Here is a 17,306-nt window from a genome sequence, read left to right as displayed (position 1 = left end):
GACAAAGGTAATCCTGTTCCTCATGGCTGGCATACACCACCGGGTCGGGATATGGTGCGTGTGCGCAAAATGGAGTGGGATAGCAGTCGAAAAGCCTATACGTTCACCACAGAGGAAGATCCCCGTATAACAATTATCTGGACGCCCGACAGTTCAGATGTCAATGTTCCTTCAAATACAAGCAACCAGAACCCGGTAAGGATACCAAACCCGGTCGTTGTTGATCCGCTGCCGGAAGATACTAATATTGAGGCTACAACCAGCCCAACACTGGAAGAGAAGAAATTTGCGGATTATATTCTTATTCTGCCTGTATCGGATATTCCGCCGATTTATATATACCTGAGCAAGCCACCTGTTGAGTTTTTGGAAGTTGAGCTTTATAGCGATTTTGTGCGCAGATCTCGTCAAGGCAAGTATGAGGCTGATCATATGCCATCGAAAGCAGCAGTTAAGGCATATCTGAAAGCACATTATCCTGAGATGACACCTGAAGATATTGAGCTTGCTTCTCAAGATGTCGCTGCAATAGTGATACCTAAAAAGGTACACCAGAAAATCAGCGAAACCTACGGTGGGCGTAACACATCAGCGCAAATTGAACTGGACTCAAAAAATCTCAGGGCTGCTCTTGATCGTAATCTTGATGCCATTAAACCAGCGTTAAAAGATCAAGGGGCAACAGAAAATCAAATAGAATCAGCAAGATCGAAAATGCATAAACTAAACAGTGAGATGGGGTTATATAAATGACAGTGAATATTGATGCTTTGATAAGCTGTTTAGGAAAAACATATCAGGAACTTATTGATAATGAATTGATCACTTACAAAAGCCCACCTACAGGCTCATCAGGAGATCCTGATCTAAGTCTTGATATGGCAAAAGAAGGTCTTTTCTTGTCCTTCAAGCGGGAAGGTCGGATATTGCAGGCTATCGTCGTAAAAATCCAGAATGATAAGGCTAAAAACTGGATGTTTCCAAATGAATTACCAGAGCCATTGCAGAGAAGCATGTCGAGGGAATGGGTTCATGAAAATATAGGTGTGCCATTAAGAAGCAGTCCTCCAAAGGTGGTTATGCGTAGGGCTTTTGGCTGGACAGATCTTTATGAAGCCCAAAACCGATCAATACCTACAATGATGCAGATAAGCTATGACACATCAGATCAAGTCAGGTCTGTGACATTTTTCCCTGCTTCAGATCTTCGCTGGTAGCTTTCGCTCTTCTCATAAAGCAGCACGGCAAATCTTGTGTGCTGCTTCATTCCTTATCCCTCCGAACATTCAGCCAAAGCCCCGCCAACTGTGACGTTCCATCGCTCACAATCAGGTATATTAATTGATAAAAAAGATCGATAAAATGATATTGATAGCTTTAAGCGATTAATAGCGGTTTATCGATCCACGCCTGGCCTTCAGCTCTTTAACCTCTGCCTGTTTCTTTGCATTAGGGTCAATGCCCTGAGCAAGAAGCCTTTTGGCCTCATCGCGTCGCTGTCTTGCGTTAGAAAGAGAAATAGCAGGGTAGACACCTATAGAGAAGAGTTTTTGCTTCCCTTCGAAACGGTAGTCCATTTGCCAGTATTTCGAACCTTTAGGGGTAACACGAAGGAACATACCAAAGCCATCAGTTAACTTGTATTCCTTCTCAAGGGGTTTTGCATTTTTTGCTTTAATATCAGTCAATGACATGAAAACGCCCCTCGCTTGTTGGTAAAAGGGAAATCGAACCAGCATTACCAGCATTTTTACCATCAAAATGATATGGCTTAGAGTGGTTTTTAGTGAACGAGGGCGAACGACTGAGGGGGGATAACCAATTGATAGAAATGCAGAAAGCAGACGTCAGTGAACGTCTGCTTCCTTTAAATTGGCTCCTCTGACTGGACTCGAACCAGTGACATACGGATTAACAGTCCGCCGTTCTACCGACTGAACTACAGAGGAATCGCTGTGGAGGCTTATCTTAGCGGCGAAAAAACTTTTGTCAAACCCCATTTCTCGCCTTCTCAGCCGCCTGGCGCTTCTTTGAGCGGTTTGCGGTAATTACAGACACTTTACCCGCAAAAAACTTTGCAGCTTTGCGGTTTCTCCCTCATCATTTGAAATGAGGTTTCAACTTTCTTCATTAAGGTCCATTTTGAACGTCTCCGCTGCCTTACGTCAGGTCGTCGCCCGTACGCCCTGGTATGCCAAACGCAAAAGCTATAAGGTGCTTTTCTGGCGCGAAATCACCCCGCTTGCCGTACCTATCTTTCTGGAAAACACCTGCGTCCTGCTGATGGGAGTGTTGAGCACTTTCCTCGTCAGCTGGCTCGGGAAAGCGCCGATGGCGGGCGTCGGCCTGGCTGACAGCTTTAATATGGTGATTATGGCGTTTTTCGCCGCCGTCGATCTCGGCACCACCGTAGTGGTGGCGTTCAGCCTCGGCAAGCGCGATCGCCGGCGGGCCAGGGCGGCGGCCAGACAGTCGCTGGTCATCATGACGCTGTTTGCGGCGGTGCTGGCGGCGGCGATCCACTATTTCGGCGCGCAGATTATTGATTTCGTCGCCGGGGAAGCCACGGCGGAGGTGAAAGAACTGGCGCTGACCTATCTGGAGCTGACGGTGCTGAGCTATCCTGCCGCCGCCATTACCCTGATCGGCAGCGGTGCCCTGCGCGGCGCAGGCAACACCAAAATTCCGCTGCTCATCAACGGCGGTATGAATATCCTCAATATTATGATCAGCAGCCTCCTGATTTATGGCCTTTTCTCCTGGCCGGGGCTGGGGTTTATCGGAGCCGGGCTGGGGCTGACCATTTCGCGCTATATCGGCGCGGTAGCCATCCTGTGGGTGCTGACCACCGGCTTTAATCCGGCGCTGCGCATTCCACTCAAAAGCTACTTTAAGCCGCTTAACTTCGCCATTATCTGGGAGGTGATGGGCATCGGCATTCCCGCGAGCATTGAGTCGGTGCTGTTCAACAGCGGCAAGCTGCTGACGCAGATGTTCGTTGCCGGGATGGGCACCAGCGTTATCGCCGGCAACTTTATCGCCTTTTCGATTGCCGCACTGATTAACCTGCCGGGAAATGCGCTGGGGTCGGCCTCGACCATTATCACCGGCAGACGACTTGGCAACGGGCAGATCGCCCAGGCCGAAATCCAGCTGCGGCACGTGTTCTGGCTCTCCACCCTTGGCCTGACCGCCATCGCCTGGCTGAGCGCGCCATTCGCCGGGCTGATGGCCTCCTTCTACACCCACGATCCGGAGGTGAAGCACGTGGTGGTGATCCTCATCTGGCTCAACGCCGCCTTTATGCCCATCTGGGCGGCGTCCTGGGTGCTGCCCGCCGGTTTTAAAGGCGCGCGGGACGCCCGTTTCGCCATGTGGGTCTCTATGCTCGGCATGTGGGGCTGCCGCGTGGTGGCGGGCTATACGCTGGGGATTGTGCTCGGCTGGGGCGTGGTCGGCGTCTGGATGGGGATGTTCTTCGACTGGGCGGTGCGCGCGGCGCTGTTTTACTGGCGAATGGTCACCGGCCGCTGGCTATGGAAATACCCTCGTGCACAGCATGAAAAGTACGAAAAACAGTCGGTTACGCTGAAAGATGCGGCGAAGTGAGGAATATTTCAGCAAACGAACGCGATAGCGCATTCAGGTTTTGACAAGCGCCGTGGGCGTCGTTAATATGCGCCTCGTTCACACGATTCCTCTGTAGTTCAGTCGGTAGAACGGCGGACTGTTAATCCGTATGTCACTGGTTCGAGTCCAGTCAGGGGAGCCAGTTTAAGGGAAGCAGACGTTCACCGACGTCTGCTCTCGTCATTTCTGTCAGTTGGTTATCCCCTTCTTCAAGTTCACCCTCGTTCACTAAAAAACACTCGAAGCCATATCATTTTGATGGTAAAAATGCTGGTAATGCTGGTAATGCTGGTAATGCTGGTAATGCTGGTAATGCTGGTAATGCTGGTAATGCTGGTAATGCTGGTAATGCTGGTAATGCTGGTTCGATTTCCCTTTTACCAACAAACGAGGGAGTGATGGCCCGCCGCAGCAGGGGCGGTAAATCACGCAGAACCCGACAGGTCTAAGTGCAGGTTTAAATAGTTATTAATATCCGCTTAAGCCGATGCAGTGGATTGATCCTTTGGCGTTAGATGCAATAGAATATGGGTTGGCTGTTTTGATTCTTGGGCCTGATGTTATTCCTGCTAAAATTATCGTAGATGATTCGTATCAATTCGTCTGAGATATGAATGAGATTGTCAAGGGAGCACATAATAGCGCAGCTGATGCTCTAAGACATTGCTACTGGATGTGTCGGATGACTCGAAGTTTTGAGTCCACTCAAAGCCTATATTATTATTAAAAACCATGAGGATGCGGGTAACAGAGCGACTCCGCCTCAGCCTAAGGATGAAGAGTTAATGGATTTAGCAAATAATGGTGTAGGGATTTCGTGTGGTATGACTTTCAAACGTTGTGATAATGTCTGCATCGAAAAGTATAATAATGATGAATTACCTATGCCTGGGGAAGGGAGTATGCTTCCATCATCAAATGTCGCAGCGAGCGATTATTAATGAATCATAAAAAGATAATATTTTTAGCGAGTGTTATAATATTGATGATTGTATGCATTACTTTATATGCGCTAAATTTTTCTCTTCCTAAGGAAAATCTTAAGTTTCATGGAGAAAATAAATTCAATGGTGTAAGGAATGTGTGTTCAGTACAGGGCTATGATTTTATCCTTAAAGAGGATTAATTTGTAGAAAGAGGAAATGCAAGATTCACCCTTGCGCAGGTAAAAAAAATGAATACCGACTGTGGTTATGCTGATGTAACGTTTTCTTTTTTTTATGATGAGCTTGTCTATATAAAATACAGCGGCTTTTCGAAAAAAAGAATAGAAAGTAAAACATGTATGAAAGAAATTCTCTCTAAGAAGGAGGTACATGGCGATAGTGTTTCAAAACAAGTAATTAATAATAAAGATAATATTCATTATGACATTATTTTTAGTGACTCATCTGTAGAGGATAAAATGGACCGGTGGATAGGAAAGTGGTCATAAGTTGCCGGTAAATACATGTAAAAAATGTGAACAGGGTGATAATCCGGGCGAAAGGCGAATGATGGAGTGTGCGCCGTTTCGCGTCGGCAGGCTTTTTTACGCTGTCATGTAATCAATCATAATTAACTGTTTGTTAAGGAAAACCAGTGAAACTATCTGCTATGCTCATCGCCGCACTTCTTTACAGTACGCCGACTCTGGCGCTGATGAACATTTACGAGTGCCGAAATGCGGCTGAATTCAGGGAGATCAGCCTGACGCAGGACAAGGGGACAGAGCAAACCCAACGGTATATAGACCGGGATCTCACTCATCTCTGGCTTGATAAAAGCGATCGTTCGGAAGCTGATGAACCCCAGGAGTATTACGGCGCTATGGGGGAAGATCACCACCGGCTGCGAATGTTTCTGACCCACGTCAGCAAGGACAAAACCCTGCCCGGTAAATACCTTGTGCAGGGCTACCGCCAGCGTGAGGGCCAGCAAATCCCCTTTACCGGGCACATCACGATTAATCATATTCACGTTTATGAATCGCCTGCCCTGGGCGTGGACGGAGAAATGGCAGATCGGGTAGTCGAACAGGCATTGCTCATGGCTGATTATCAGTTCGATGAAGATAAAAATGTCCCGGACAGCGGCCGTTTTACGGGGAGTGCCGCCGCCAGCTTTTACGTTGATAAAAAAAACATTATCAGGCCTGACACCTACATCCCCTCGGACAGCTATGCCAATAATCAGTTTATGGGTACCTGGACCCCCTACCACGGCGAGACGGCCGTAACGGCAAGCTGGGGACTATGGCGAGTGCCCTGTGCAGGAGATCTGGATATCGGAGCGGGTGAGTTTAGCGTAAATGAAAAATATAAGAAAAACGGCTGGTAAACGCAGGCCGGCGGAGCGGTTGACCCATTTATGACGCTGGTCTGCCGCGCTGTGCCTCGCGGAAACGTAGAGTTCGAAGGCGTCAGCGCGACCCGTAAATTATCGTACGCCAGCCTCTCCCGGCTCAGAGGCGCTCTTTTAGCGGACGCGCCGCCCACCAGTGTTAGCGGAACGGCGGCTCGTTGAAGGTGCGCAGCTTGCGCGAATGCAGGCGGTCGCCCTCGGCGCGCAGCAGTTCGATCGCCCGAATGCCAATCTGCAGGTGCTCGGAAATCGCCCCCTCATAGAAGCGGTTTGCCTGGCCCGGAAGCTTAATCTCGCCGTGCAGCGGCTTATCGGAAACGCACAGCAGCGTGCCGTAGGGAACGCGAAAGCGATAGCCCTGGGCGGCGATGGTGGCGCTTTCCATATCGATGGCCACCGCGCGGCTCAGATTGAAGCGCAGCGCGGAGGCCGAATAGCGCAGCTCCCAGTTGCGGTCGTCGGTGGTGACGACGGTGCCGGTGCGCAGCCGCTGCTTCACCTCTTCGCCGGGCATCCCGCTGACCATCCTGGTGGCGTCATACAGCGCGCGCTGCACTTCGGCGATGCTGGGAATGGGAATGTCCGGCGGCAGCACCGCGTCCAGCACACGATCGTCGCGCAGGTAGGCGTGGGCCAGCACGTAATCGCCGATCGCCTGGCTTTCCCGCAGGCCGCCGCAGTGGCCGATCATCAGCCAGACGTCCGGGCGCAGCACCGCCAGGTGGTCGCAAATGGTTTTCGCATTGGACGGGCCGACGCCAATATTGATCAGGGTGATGCCCTGGCCGTCGGCGGCGATCAGATGCCAGGCGGGCATCTGATGCTTTTTCCAGGCCAGATCGGAGATCGCCGCTTCGGGAGCCTCGGTTTCGGCCGTGATCCAGATCCCGCCCGCGCAGGAGAGGGCGATCCAGGGGCTGTCCGGATCGAGGAGCTGGCTGCATCCCCAGCGCACGAACTCGTCCACGTAGCGGGTGTAGTTGGTGAACAGGACGAAGGGCTGAAAATGTTCCACCGGCGTGCCGGTATAGTGGCGCAGCCGCGCCAGCGAAAAATCCACCCGCCGGGCGTCAAAATGCGATAGCGGAGAGAATTCCGCCGGATGGTAGATACCGTCCGCCGTTTCATCGCCAATCTGCGACAGCTCGGTGGTCGGGAAGTGGCGCGTCAGACCGGCGCTCATCGAGCGGTCAAGGATTAGCGCTGAACCGTCGATCACATAGGGATAGGGGATCTCATGCTGCGACGGTTGCACCACGATCCGCGCGCCGTAGTCCTGATACAGCAGGGTCAGCTGCTCCTGCAGGTAGCGGCGAAACAGCCCTGGTCGGGTAATGGTCGTGGTGTAGCTGCCGGTGTGGGTAAAGCGGCCGTAAGCGCGGGTTTTCGGCGGATGAGTCGTGCTGCCGTCCCAGGTGACCGACAGCGAGGGATAAACGAAAAGGCCGTTGCTGCGGGCGGCGGCCTCCGGGAGTGCGCCGCTTTCAATATAGCGGGCAATTGCGCAGCGCAGCGCGGCTACCGACTGTTCGTACAAAGCGTCCAGTTTATCCAGCGCTTCGGTGGGGGTCAGGCTGGCGGCCTTGTTGATCATCTCTGTCTCCTTATTCCGCGAAGATACGGCTCTTGCGATAGAGTATGTCACAGAAATATGACGTTCAGTGGGGGCTGGACGCAGGCTTGCCGATCCGGTCACGGGCGGCGGCGAAGGCCGTTCAGGCCCCGCGCCGCCCGCGCGCGGTTAATGAACGTGGTCCGGATGCTGCGGATCTTTCATCAGCAGGGCGGTGGCTGCGGAAATCAGGCAGCCTGCCAGCAAATAGATGGCGACGCTGTGCCAGCTGCCGTCGAAGAAGGTGACCAGCGCGGCGGCGATAAACGGGGTGAACCCGCCGCCGACGACGCTGGCAACCTGATAGCCAACCCCGGCACCGCTGTAGCGGTAGCCGGCACCAAACATGCTGGTGAACATCGGCTGCTGCACGCAGACCACCATGTCGTGGGCGATATTCGCCAGCATCAGCGAGAAAAAGACCACCCAGAAAAGCGATTGCGCCTCCAGCGCCATAAAGAACGGGAAGGCGCAGAGCGAGCCGATTAGCGCCCCGGTAATATAGACGCGCCGCCGGCCAAAGCGGTCCGCCAGCCAGGCGAAGCAGGGGATGGTCAGGCAGCTCAGGCCGCCTACCAGCAGGCCGATGTTAAGGAACAGCTCCCGGGGCAGCCCGAGGTTCTGGGTCGAATAGTTCAGGGCGAACGCGGTGACGATGTACATGGTCAACAGCTCGCAGAGGCGCAGGGCGATGATTTTAAGAAACGCTCCCGGATGGCGAAGCAGCGCCTCCAGCACCGGCAGCCGTTGTTTTTGCGGCGGCGCTTCCTGCCGCCGCTGCTCAAATTCTACCGATTCCTCCATACCGTTGCGCACCCACAGCGCGGCCAGCACCAGCACGATGCTGAACAGAAACGGTATGCGCCAGCCCCAGCTCAAAAACTGCGCGTCGGTGGTCAGGGAACTGATCAACGATACCAGCCCGGTGGAGAGCAGCAGCCCGACGCCGTAGCCCACCTGCACGCCGCTGCTATAGAAAGCCTTTTTATTTTCCGGCGCGCTTTCAACCGCCAGCAGGGCCGCGCCGCCCCATTCGCCGCCGACGGCAAATCCCTGAACGGCGCGCAGCGTTACCAGCAGCACCGGTGCCCACCAGCCGATGGTGGCAAAGGAGGGGAGAAGGCCAATCAGCGCCGTGGCGATGCCCATCATCCAGACGGTCAGCATCAGCATACGTTTACGCCCGAGCCGATCGCCAAAGTGGCCGAAGATCACCCCGCCGAGCGGGCGAAACAGAAAGCCGACGCCGAAGGTGGCGAAGGCGGCCAGGGTGCCCATCGCCGGGCTGATTTGTGGGAAAAATGCATGATTAAACACCAGCGCGGCGGTGATGCCGTAAAGCAGAAAGTCGTACCAGTCGACGACCGCGCCCGCAAAGCTGCCAAGAGCGGCGCGGCGGGCGCGATTAAGCGAAGGCGTCACCTCCTGAGGCGGTGTGGAGATAAGGGTGGAGTCCATAGTTGTCCTGTCCGTACTGATAAGGGAGTAAGGTTGCTTACATTCGCGGCGCTGTCTCTGTCCTGTCTTTTCAGGCTGCATTTCTTGCCGCCTCGCCCTTCCGGAGAGGCGGCTCGTCCGGCATTCAGATGTGCTCCCGATCGCTATCTGGCCCGGACCATTCAGCCCCGCTGCCGCGTTATTCGCCGCGCGTCTGGAATAACCGGGACTGATTATCCGTCGGCGATGCTCACCCATGGTCAAGGAATAGAGCCTAAGTGAGACTACCGCGCCCGACGCTAAGAGCAAACGATTTTTATTCCCAAATGCGGAACAATTTTACTTTTGCACGGCGGCAGGGGGATATCATCGTCTATTCCGGCGACACTATCGTGATGCCGGAGCACTGGCGGCAGCAGGTGCTGCACCGGAGCTGGGGCTCTGCTCCGTCGGCAGAATCCCCAGCGCAGGCTCTACTGGCTGCTGCTGGTGAAGGGCGTGCGGACCTGGAAATACCCGAAGACCTTTACCCGAACCTTCTATCCGCACTGGCAGCGCGAGGAGCCGGAGCTGCGGGCGCTGGCGCAGACCCTGGCCGCTGAAAAATTCGGCGCGCTGTTCAATCCCCAGCGCGGGGTGGTGGAGTGTCCGCCCCACTATGGCTATCTGCAGCCGGCGCTGGCGGCGATTCCGCCCGCAAGCCGCAGCAGGCCGAAGTTGATTTTTTTCTGCAAAAAAATCCCCACTACGGGCGCGGGCATGAGCTGGTTTGCCTGCACGGAAGACTTTCAGCGGCGCGCGCCGATCGTTGACTATGAAGCGCTGGCACCGCTGATTGAGCGCATTGCCGACGGTGAGCAAAACCTCCTGTTTACCGCGCCCGCGCTGGCGTTTGAGACAACCGGCGGTAGCCACAGCGGCGGCAAACTGATCCCCTATACCGCGCGCGGCCTCGACGACTTTCGCCGGGCGTTGACCGGCTGGCTTGCTGACACCATCGCCGGGCACCGTCTGGCGGCAGGGCGGCCACGATCTCGCCGCCGACGCCGGGGTGCTGTCCCGCTATCGCCGCTACCTGGCGACGCGGGAAACCCGATGCCTCTGGCCGCCGGTGCCGGTGGGGTAGCCGAAGGCCAGCGCCAGTTCGCACCACACCTCCAGCGGCGGTAGCTTAATCAGCTCAGGAAGCTGTGCGCCGAAGCCGAGAGCGGGGGCAATCTTTTTAACGAACCTGTCGGAGCGATAAAATCTCCACGCGATGAGCCAGAGCGCGTTACCCAGAATGACGCAGAAATAGCACAGCCCCAGCAGATTGCTGCCGTAGAGTCAGATATTGCGCAGCCATCTGGGCCGGTGGGCGAGAGAGTAATCGTACAGCTCGCCGTCGGTGCGGGTGTTATCATGGTGGTTCAGGTGCGCCCGGCGCTGCAGCAGAAACGAGGTGGGAAACGCCCAGCCCGCCACCACGCCGATAAGCCGGTTGCCCCATGCAGAGCGGGAGGCCACCCCGTGCACCGCCTCGTGCATAATGGCGAACGGCATAGTGTTAATCAGTGCAAAAAACCAGGCCGCGAGGAGTATGCCATACCACGGCGCATGACTGGCGAACCACAGGCAGAGGGCGGTAATGGCCAGAGAGAAAATAAGGAGCAGGGTGTTAAGGAGAAGCCGCACGATCTGTCCATAAATACAGTGCTAAACGAGGGCGTATTATTGCGGAAAGGGCGTGAATAAGCGCAAATAGTCGTCCGCAGCGTGACCTTCGCCGGGCCGCAGCGAATGGCGATGTTTTGCGGTTTCCTCAGCGGAGATGGCGTCGCGCTATTCGCAAACGGTCTTTGCTTTTATGGCCTGAATAAGATCGTCAACTCTGTTGGCGATTTTTTTTACGCCCGCGGTATTGAACTGGCATATATCCTCAACGGTGACATCAGTGACATTGCGTAATACCGTTTTTTTAAGGTCTGAAAAAGCGGAACGGCAGTTTTCCAGCCTCTCTGCAGCGTTAAAATTTTCCAACTGCGGCACGATTTCAGCGCCCTTAATGACGATTGCACAGTCCAGCGCTTCCGAGGCTCCGGCATCCGCCGTTGTGACAAGCAAATCGAGTAGTGCCTCATTAGCGGCCGGGCTTCTGTTCACTCCCAGCCCCTGCATCGCCAGATCTATCACGGCTAAGCCATAAGAACCGGGCATACCGCCACGACGATGCTCCTTCAACATGGGGCTTTTAGAATAAGCTAACGCCATTACAATATTATCCTTCGCCATCGCCGCCTGGCTTTTATCATATTCCGCCACGGCCTGGCGATAGCGCTCAACTTTAGCATTAGCTGCCGCTGTCTGCGCGGTATTCATGGCCGCAATAACGGTGAGTGTTAATAAGATAATGTATTTTTTCATGCTGTGAGCGCCTTATTCTTTTTCTGTAACATGCCGCCAACGTACATAATGTGGATATAATCCTGCGCGAAATTCTGGTTTTCAGACTGTTTCGGGCCGGGTCCGCCGCAGGCTTCGGGCCGACGCTGTTGTTTGTAACCGTACACAATATCATTAAATACCGCGTTCGTATTATTTCCCGGCAGGCAAAGCGCTCCTGGACTGTATGCCAAAAGTTGGACATCGCGTTTACTAAGGCGCAGTTTTTTATGGCAAAACCAAAGTATGCGCTCGAGACAAGACTGGCGGTAGTCAGGGGCGGTCACCGCATGTTCACCAGTAACAGGGGATGGGTTCGACGGGGTTTTAGTGAACGAGGGTGACGCTGAAGAAGGGGATAATCAATTGATAAAAAGCAAAAAAGCAGACGTCAGTGGACGTCTGCTTTTCTTAAACTGGCTCCTCTGACTGGATGCAATTATATTGATATCTTATTGAGTTTTAACGAATTTATTTCTTACAGTTGAACTAAGGCCCTCAATAAAGCCCCCAAGTATTATTGTTGATTAAAAAATGTGATAGCTATCATGTTTTGCATGATTCAGCAGATAAATAGTGGTATTTGTCTGTATTGGATTCCCCATACAAGGGAATCCATTACAAAGAAGCCATTTAGGTAAATACTCTTCGTGATCTTATTAGATTTTCCCGGAGATAATAGGCTCTCGCAGAACCTGTCTCGACAATACCCGATAATAATGTCATACAGGAATTATACATTTTACGACTCAATATTCCCCGATTTTCAATTTGCAAATATCGTCCTATAGCCATTTCTAGATAAAATGCTGTATTAATTTGCTTATCAATTAACTTGCTATTCATGATGAGTTTTTCAGCAAGGATATGGATACCCTCGTCGAAAAATATATGATGAAAGTGATAAATCAACGATGATAACGCCATAAATACGTGGCTGTTATTTCCTGATATTTTTGCAAAATCTAGTATATGCACTGAACCATATGCTATATCGCGTGCTTCATTCTCGTGTCCCTGCCACCTAGTGTCTGCATACAACATTCCGCGCAGTAATTGGTTCAGATCACTCTGTATACCAGAATACTGTTCATTTACATCTTTTAGCGCAATTTTGTGTGCTTCTGGCGCTAACATTAACCAGAATTCCCATAAAGACTCTAGGTCTTCTGCTTTCTCCATAGCGATGTGGAATAGTAATTTAGTCATGTACACAATACGTGGTGCCGTTGAACATCCTTCAAGTAGCAGTGTCTTAAATGGCCCGAATCCAGTTTTTCTTGTGTGTATAAAATGCTCAGCGAAGCAATTGGTGATCTGCTTCCTAATGTCATGTTGGATGGTTTCATCGTTATGATTACTTTTATGTCTCTTGTATTCCTCATCAAACGTAAAATGTACTATTTTCTTGTATAAATTAATTAGCAGAGGATTATCAACGCAAAATGGAATCATCAATATTGGAAGGTGAATGTGCCAAGATGAATGTGTTTTTAATGAAATATTTTCAATTAATGGTGGGGTTGTGTTAAAGAACTCTTCACGAAAAGAGGTTATCAAATAAGACCAATGCGCTTTAGCTTGAGCTAGTTCAGTATCAGAATATAAATAAAATCTTTGTGAGTTAATATTTTCTTTTTTAAACCTCGCAAACATAGTAGCACCATATATGCATTGGAAGGCCAAGGTCGGATGGGTAGTCCATAGAAACTCTCTTACCCCTTTTGCAGCATATTCACCGATATCAATATTTTCATGGGTTAATGCTATTGCTAATGTAAATTTTAATTCATTGAGTTCTTCATCATTTTTTACGTAGCGGAATAATTTAGGTAAAACAAATGCGCAAGCGCCAGAACCATAACTATCTGTCTTATCATGAAGTGATAACCCGTTAATACAATCGGCATTCATAATGATGCATTCAATAATTATTTTTTTACACCAGTTTTTTTCATCTTCGGAAAGGTTCTCAAAAAAATCTCGTGTACAAACTGCTGCGGTTTTGGTGATTGTGCCAATTACCATAACCGGGTTATCAACTTCATTGTTTTGAAATTTATCAAAAAGATATTTTGCAGCGGTAAGAGCCTCTGTATGAGAATTAAAGTATGTATTATTGATATTTTCTTCAAATGATTTTCTTGACCATAAGAATAATTTGTTAATTAAACTGTTCTGAGTATGTGTAGCGCTATGTTCATCATGAATTTGTTGCAGATCTTCCGGTAATTCCGGATTGCTTTGCGCAATAATCCGGCTGTTCTCTTTATCAGCAGTAAATGACCATGTTCTAGTATCTGCTCTATGTACTAGAAAACGTAAGTTCTCATCGTTGTTCTCTAAGGATAACGCAATTAGGCTATCCACAATTTTTAGTGTATCGGCATTGTTTTTCCCGCTAAGCTGTAACCTAGTCAATAAACTTTCTAGAGTTTCTTTTCTCCAAGGACGAAGTGCAGCAATGCGTCGTTCCTCTACATAAGTGTCATTCATGATATCGTTATGAAACATATTCGAGAACCAGTTTTGTTCACTTCCTCCTCGTTCATTGACAAGACGTTGGATATCTAAATTGTAAAACTCAGGGCATCTTAGGATAGGAAAAGCAGCTTTACTAATTTTGTCTGGAAAACCAGTAGCAACTGATGCCAATACAGATGTTGGCATTACTGAGTTGCTAGATAGTAAAATATAATTAAAAAGCCATTCAATAGTGTCATTTTTTTCAAGGCTATCTAGTGCATCAATGAGCCAATTCTCCAAAGCCATTAATGCACATTGAAGGATATATGGTAGCGTTGAATGGCCTCTATAACCCTTCCATAAGTGTGGAGAAGAAAATTGCGTAACTACGGTACCGTCATTGAGTGTAAGTTCAACGTTTTTGACTAAAGTTTCATCAGACATAAAGCCACTAGAGCGGGTTGCAAATTCTGAAGTAGAATATATTTTTGCCGTTTTATTGCACAAGTCAATTATAAAATCTAAAGCTTTACGAGGATGAAAATGTAATAGATATTTAAAAGGACCTTTAGCACCACTAGCAGGAAAAAAATCTGATTCTCTGTTTAGTCCAAAGTACCGATCTACACCCGTAGTCTGTTTATAAAAAATGCTGTCATCATCTTCAATATTATCTTGTAACCATTCGTGACGAGCTAGACGCTCAATAAAATCTGGTCGATACTTGCATAATATAGGAACATTCAAGCCGATTAATGATTGATTAATTAAATATTCAACATAATGTAATCGGCGGTGTGAGGTATCAGGAATAAAGACTTCTTTATCCATAAGTAGATCAAATTCATCTACAATAGTAGGGGATAATTTTAATAATAAACTGATAACTTTTTCTCTTTTATATTCATCTTCGCGAGCATATGAATCCTTGAGTGGTTCAAGTAACCATATTGCCAATAAACCTACTTTTCTGGATATATCAGGATAATTATCATTGATATTTAAAATTGACACCCATGAATTCAACATTTCTATAATATGAATAGATGTGCTGTTCACAAGTTCATTCTGGTTTTCAAAAATGAAATTAATCAAGGCATCCCAGCATATACCATAAGGCTGTAGATATAATGTTTTAGAAATTTCTTGTTCTTCTTTTTCTAGTTCTTGGTTATACAGTGTTTTCGGCTGTTGGCATGTCATTCTTAAGATAAACAATACTCTAATAAGCAGTAAATTTTTATTGGATAAAAGTTGTGTTCTGAACATTTTTAAAAAAATGTTAACGGCATCACTTTGTAAAATCGCAGTTATAGTTTCATCTTTCCAATAGCTGGCAATAGAAGCATCCGTTAATACTTTATAGATAAAATCATTAATCTCCTTATTTTCTTTTATGTTTCTGCTTAACCATAATCTATAGGCGCGATTAATGGAAGGCTCATCACCAATCTGCTCGAAAAACTTATTGGGTACTAAGAAATTTTCTACATATTCATTATCAATAAAGATATCTAAAGCCCAGTCTTCTAAAACGTCATGACTTGGACTGATTAAATTCAGTTTCTCATGTCGTTGAATTAAATTATCTTCTTCAAGCTTTGCAATGATTTCTGGGTCAAAAGCGTCATCCAGAATACCCACGACCATTTTCTTTGCGCGTTGTTTAGCTATGTCAATAAATGTTCGCTTTCTTTTGGCTGGCATCCCGCCTCTTCTATCTGTTTCCTTCGCAATAACTGATGACCATATAATCTCTCTGAAGTCCCTCTCAGTTCCTTCGGTGTGAAATTGAGCACCATTTTTTAATGCTCTTACCGCAACATCAATAAAGAATGGGACTTTCAATAAGTCGGTTAGTCTTTTATTTTCAATTAATTTTTCCAGCTCTGGTATTTTGTGACATATTTCACTTACTTGCTGGTATTCCAGTGCTTTGATCTCTACGTTGCAATAATCAATACCACTGGGTTGTAAATAATTAAAAATTAGTTGCTGTGTAGCATAATCTCGCCCTGTGGCAATAACTGTCCACCCATTCTGATTTTTGATGAAATGTAATAAGTCAATAAAAGCATTTTGGTAAGTAAGTTCCAGTACTTTTTCCACTGACTCAATAATAAGAATCTTTTCTTTTAGTAAAGAAAACTCACCAGCAATTTCTGCTAAACTACAACTCATGCCAAGTGCAGTAAATACATCATTGAGATGGCTTTTGTCTAAATCTTCAGTTCTCAAGTAGAAAAAAGGGACGTCCTTATATTTGGTTGAAATAAAATCTTTTACAATACCTGGTTTTCCAACACCTCGAATACCAGTGACAAAGACAAAACGACTTTCCTGACATTTTTTTTCAATTTCAGCAAGTTGTTCGTTCCGGTTAATATGTATGCCACAAATTCTATTAGATATGCCTGTATAAATATAAGTGCCACGTTCTTGAAGCTTCCTGATGTCATCCTTAATGTTCTTTTTATGTACTTTATTAAATAATGTTTTTAAATCATGCGGGATATTTTCTTCAGATAGTATTCCCGCATTCTGATTAAAATTTTGAATTGTTGTGATGATTTTTGATAATACTAGGGGGGGAGCCTCATCTGAGTTATTTTGGATTTGTGAGCATAGTAAACTAGCTACAACAGAAAAACTAGAATCTAAGTCATAAGAAATCAAATGAAACGACTTCAAAAATGACCATAGAAAAGCATCATCAATTTCACTTATATTGCTTGCGTGTCTTAAATGCAATCTGAAATTTTCTATTTTCTTCAACTTTGCTTCGCTTGAGAACCCTTTTGTTTGTACCTTCTTCATAAAATCTTCCGCAGATAAGGCAAATTTCGCCCATTCCAATATTGGAAGTGTATTATGGATATCTGTTTTCTGGAGTGGACCAGTAATCAACACAATAACATCGTGATCCATTTTGAAATTGTCGCTTTTGAAGTCCTGCCAAGCACTGGCGATAACTTCAGCAAAAACCGAATCTGGGGATTCACTCAGTGTTATTTCATGTTTAATTTGAGCAAATAACTTACCTTCCTGACCATCGTTGTCTTCAGCAACGATCACAAAATCATCTGTATTTGAGCCATCATATTTGTTCTGAAACCTTATCTGTTTTGCTCTCATGCTCTGAGAGAGACAAGGTACGCTTGAACCTGTAAGAATCGATAATGCAAACGCTGCTTGCACACGAGTTTCGAAATTAACGCCACCACCACCTGTTGAAAATGGATTGCTCTGTTTTTTTAGATTTTCATTCATCTTGGCTTCCATCCATATATTGATGCCATGCAACCAGGGCAGACCGAATCGCTATAAGTTTAACAGACGTCTCAGAGTCATATAAGATGGTTTAAAAGAGTCCATCTACGGTGAGTGTCCATATCAT

14 protein-coding genes, 2 tRNA genes and 2 pseudogenes are annotated in these 17,306 nt (G+C 48.1%); 10 read left to right on the top strand and 8 right to left on the bottom strand.

What is annotated here, in order from left to right; genetic code table 11:
* Positions 1 to 753, top strand: a 753-nt coding sequence (locus tag GJV78_RS17735) for an S-type pyocin domain-containing protein (protein ID WP_209439268.1), incomplete at its 5' end; no start/stop codon positions are given.
* The gene (locus GJV78_RS17730) at positions 750 to 1,217 is read left to right on the top strand and encodes a DUF6392 family protein (protein WP_155109586.1); all 468 of its coding nucleotides are present in this window, start codon (positions 750 to 752) and stop codon (positions 1,215 to 1,217) included. The genes GJV78_RS17735 and GJV78_RS17730, both read left to right, overlap by 4 nt.
* Positions 1,218 to 1,388: 171 nt before the next feature.
* On the opposite strand, the pseudogene GJV78_RS17725 reads toward GJV78_RS17730, so the two are convergent.
* Positions 1,389 to 1,694: pseudogene (locus GJV78_RS17725) on the bottom strand (Arm DNA-binding domain-containing protein); the annotation flags it as partial.
* A 179-nt stretch (positions 1,695 to 1,873) separates the two neighbouring features.
* A tRNA-Asn gene (locus GJV78_RS17720) sits at positions 1,874 to 1,949 on the bottom strand.
* Positions 1,950 to 1,955: 6 nt separating this feature from the next.
* Here GJV78_RS17720 and GJV78_RS24165 point away from each other — a divergent pair.
* The 7 genes and pseudogenes from GJV78_RS24165 (at position 1,956) to GJV78_RS17695 (ending at position 5,949) form a co-directional block, all read left to right on the top strand.
* On the top strand, positions 1,956 to 2,048 hold the full coding sequence (locus GJV78_RS24165; RefSeq protein ID WP_407929064.1) for a DUF5951 family protein: 93 nt from the start codon (positions 1,956 to 1,958) through the stop codon (positions 2,046 to 2,048).
* 61 nt (positions 2,049 to 2,109) lie between these two features.
* Positions 2,110 to 3,609 carry an EmmdR/YeeO family multidrug/toxin efflux MATE transporter gene (locus tag GJV78_RS17715; RefSeq protein WP_155109585.1) on the top strand — a complete coding sequence of 500 codons (1,500 nt, stop codon included), beginning with the start codon at positions 2,110 to 2,112 and terminating at the stop codon, positions 3,607 to 3,609.
* Between the two features lie 87 nt (positions 3,610 to 3,696).
* Positions 3,697 to 3,772, top strand: a tRNA-Asn gene (locus GJV78_RS17710).
* A gap of 125 nt (positions 3,773 to 3,897) precedes the next feature.
* Entirely contained in the window at positions 3,898 to 4,029 is a 132-nt protein-coding gene (locus GJV78_RS23955; protein WP_269140501.1) for a hypothetical protein, read from the top strand.
* 386 nt (positions 4,030 to 4,415) lie between these two features.
* A complete protein-coding gene (locus GJV78_RS23345) occupies positions 4,416 to 4,571 on the top strand; it encodes a hypothetical protein (RefSeq protein ID WP_155109584.1) in 156 nt (51 codons plus the stop codon).
* 197 nt (positions 4,572 to 4,768) lie between these two features.
* A pseudogene (locus GJV78_RS17700) lies at positions 4,769 to 5,065 on the top strand (YdcD family protein); the annotation flags it as partial.
* 161 nt (positions 5,066 to 5,226) lie between these two features.
* Positions 5,227 to 5,949 (top strand): hypothetical protein, encoded by a 723-nt coding sequence (locus GJV78_RS17695; RefSeq protein WP_155109582.1) that lies wholly within the window; start codon positions 5,227 to 5,229, stop codon positions 5,947 to 5,949.
* Positions 5,950 to 6,112: 163 nt separating this feature from the next.
* Here GJV78_RS17695 and GJV78_RS17690 read toward each other — a convergent pair whose 3' ends face one another.
* Together GJV78_RS17690 and shiA are read right to left on the bottom strand one after the other, a co-directional pair.
* Positions 6,113 to 7,567, bottom strand: a complete 1,455-nt coding sequence (locus GJV78_RS17690) for an AMP nucleosidase (protein WP_155109581.1) — start codon at positions 7,565 to 7,567, stop codon at positions 6,113 to 6,115.
* A gap of 147 nt (positions 7,568 to 7,714) precedes the next feature.
* The gene (shiA, locus tag GJV78_RS17685) at positions 7,715 to 9,043 is read right to left on the bottom strand and encodes a shikimate transporter (RefSeq protein WP_155109580.1); all 1,329 of its coding nucleotides are present in this window, start codon (positions 9,041 to 9,043) and stop codon (positions 7,715 to 7,717) included.
* A gap of 477 nt (positions 9,044 to 9,520) precedes the next feature.
* On the opposite strand from shiA, the gene GJV78_RS24035 reads away from it, so the two are divergent.
* Positions 9,521 to 10,192 (top strand): GH3 family domain-containing protein, encoded by a 672-nt coding sequence (locus tag GJV78_RS24035; RefSeq protein WP_330998822.1) that lies wholly within the window; start codon positions 9,521 to 9,523, stop codon positions 10,190 to 10,192.
* Between the two features lie 156 nt (positions 10,193 to 10,348).
* Here the strand turns inward: GJV78_RS24035 and GJV78_RS23700 are convergent, their stop codons facing one another.
* The 4 genes from GJV78_RS23700 to GJV78_RS17660 form a co-directional block, all read right to left on the bottom strand.
* Positions 10,349 to 10,696, bottom strand: a complete 348-nt coding sequence (locus GJV78_RS23700) for a fatty acid desaturase (protein ID WP_330998821.1) — start codon at positions 10,694 to 10,696, stop codon at positions 10,349 to 10,351.
* Between the two features lie 147 nt (positions 10,697 to 10,843).
* Positions 10,844 to 11,425 carry an Imm57 family immunity protein gene (locus GJV78_RS17670; RefSeq protein ID WP_155109579.1) on the bottom strand — a complete coding sequence of 194 codons (582 nt, stop codon included), beginning with the start codon at positions 11,423 to 11,425 and terminating at the stop codon, positions 10,844 to 10,846.
* Positions 11,422 to 11,730 (bottom strand): hypothetical protein, encoded by a 309-nt coding sequence (locus tag GJV78_RS17665; RefSeq protein WP_155109578.1) that lies wholly within the window; start codon positions 11,728 to 11,730, stop codon positions 11,422 to 11,424. The genes GJV78_RS17670 and GJV78_RS17665 overlap by 4 nt, the downstream gene beginning before the upstream one ends.
* 346 nt (positions 11,731 to 12,076) lie before the next feature.
* Positions 12,077 to 17,179, bottom strand: coding sequence for a hypothetical protein (locus GJV78_RS17660; RefSeq protein ID WP_155109577.1), 5,103 nt, complete (start codon positions 17,177 to 17,179; stop codon positions 12,077 to 12,079).
* Between the last annotated feature and the right edge of the window lie 127 nt (positions 17,180 to 17,306).

The organism is Intestinirhabdus alba (assembly GCF_009711095.1).
Classification (GTDB): domain Bacteria; phylum Pseudomonadota; class Gammaproteobacteria; order Enterobacterales; family Enterobacteriaceae; genus Intestinirhabdus; species Intestinirhabdus alba.
This window is presented reverse-complemented; position numbering and strand designations above follow the sequence as displayed.